Source organism: Corynebacterium gottingense (assembly GCF_003693265.1).
Taxonomy (GTDB): domain Bacteria; phylum Actinomycetota; class Actinomycetes; order Mycobacteriales; family Mycobacteriaceae; genus Corynebacterium; species Corynebacterium gottingense.
The window spans coordinates 1-1,766 of record NZ_RDRE01000109.1 but is presented as its reverse complement, the minus strand read 5'-3'; the positions used below and the strand labels follow the sequence as shown (position 1 = coordinate 1,766).

Annotated in this window: 1 protein-coding gene; it reads right to left on the bottom strand. The window is 64.0% G+C overall.

Annotated features, from left to right (window positions below):
• On the bottom strand, positions 1-1,483 hold a 1,483-nt coding region (locus EAW56_RS12000; RefSeq protein WP_122086784.1), incomplete at its 3' end, for a class I tRNA ligase family protein.
• Between the last annotated feature and the right edge of the window lie 283 nt (positions 1,484-1,766).

The window sequence follows — 1,766 nt, the reverse complement described above, 5'->3', positions numbered from 1 at the left end:
GCAGCTTGTACTGGATCTTCTCCGCGCCCTTGTGCTTCTCGACGATCCACCGCAGCGCCGCTTCAATCGCCTCGGCCTTCCCCAACCCGTTCAGGTCAAGGCCATCGTTGTTGGCGGAGTTAATGTGGGTGGCATCGCCGGTAAAGGCCTCCTCGGAGACGTCGCCGTCCAGCACCGGGATGATCGGCAGGCCGAAGGCGGTGGCGAACTCGTAGTCGCGGTCGTCGTGCGCCGGCACCGCCATGACGGCGCCCGTGCCGTAGCCGGTGAGCACGTAGTCCGCGATGAAGATGGGGACCTGCTCGCCGCTGACCGGGTTGGTGGCGTAGGTACCCAGGAAGACGCCGGTCTTGTCCTTGTTCTCCTGGCGCTCCACGTCGGACTTGGCGGCGATGGAGCGCTTGTAGGCGTCCACGGCCTCGCGCGGGGTGGCCTGGCCGTTGGTCCAGCGCTCGTCGGTGTTTTCTGGGTAGGCGTCGGCCACGAGGGCGCCCACAAGCTCGTGCTCCGGAGCGAGCACGACGAAGGAGGCACCGAACAGCGTGTCCGGGCGGGTGGTGAAAACGGTGATGTCGCCCGCGGCGGAGTCGAAGTTGACCTCCGCGCCGCGCGAACGGCCGATCCAGTTGCGCTGCATGCTCTTCACCTTGTCCGGCCAGTCCAGCAGGTCAAGGTCGTCGAGCAGGCGATCCGAGTAGGCAGTAATGCGCATCATCCACTGGCGCAGGCGCTTGCGGAAGACCGGGAAGTTGCCGCGCTCCGAGCGGCCCTCCGCCGTGACCTCCTCGTTGGCCAGCACGGTACCCAGGCCGGGGCACCAGTTGACCATCGAGTCGTCGAGGTAGACCAAGCGGAATTCGTCGATAGCCTGGTGCTTCTCTGCCGTGGTGAGGTCGCGGAAGTTGCGGCCGTCCTTGGTCGTGCGCGCGCCGGTCATGAGGTCGCGCACCAGGTCCTCGATCGGGCGAGCCTTCTGCTGCTCCTCGTCGAACCAGGCGTTGTAAATCTGCAGGAAGATCCACTGCGTCCACTTGTAAAACTCCGGGTCCGTCGTGGCCACGGAGCGGCGCTTGTCATGCCCCAGGCCCAGCTGGTCCAGCTGGCGGGTCATGTTCTCAATGTTCTTCTCCGTAGTCGTGCGCGGGTGCGTGCCCGTCTGGATGGCGTACTGCTCCGCGGGCAGACCGAACGCGTCGTACCCCAGGGTGTGCAGGACGTTCTTGCCCAGCATGCGGTTGTAGCGGGCGTACACGTCCGTGGCGATGTAGCCCAGCGGGTGGCCCACGTGCAGACCCGCGCCCGAGGGGTACGGGAACATGTCCTGGACGTTGAGCTTCTCCTTCGGCAGCTCCTCGCCGGTAGCCAGGTCGCCGACCGGGTTGGGGGCGTTAAACGTGCCGTGCTCGCGCCAGTACGACTGCCATTTCTGCTCAATGTCGTTGGCCAGCTCGGCGGAATAGCGGTGCGGGGTCGCGTCAGTCATAGTTAAGCAGTGTAGTAGGCCCGGCGCGGTCAGGAACTATTGCTTATCGACTGCCTATCGACGCCCGGCGCTCGTGTTCCGACGACGCATTTCCCCTGAGAATTCTTTTCGGCGCGATTTTCGGACCGGGAAAGATATCGGAAAGAGATAGGGCAGGTTTCAGGGCCTGGTTTCTGGCGTTTGTGCTGGTAGACGAATTGTTTCGATATCTTTTTTAATTGTTTTTGGACGCTTACGCTTTGATCCAGCGCGTGCCACGGCCACGCGGTGGGCCGGCCGGATC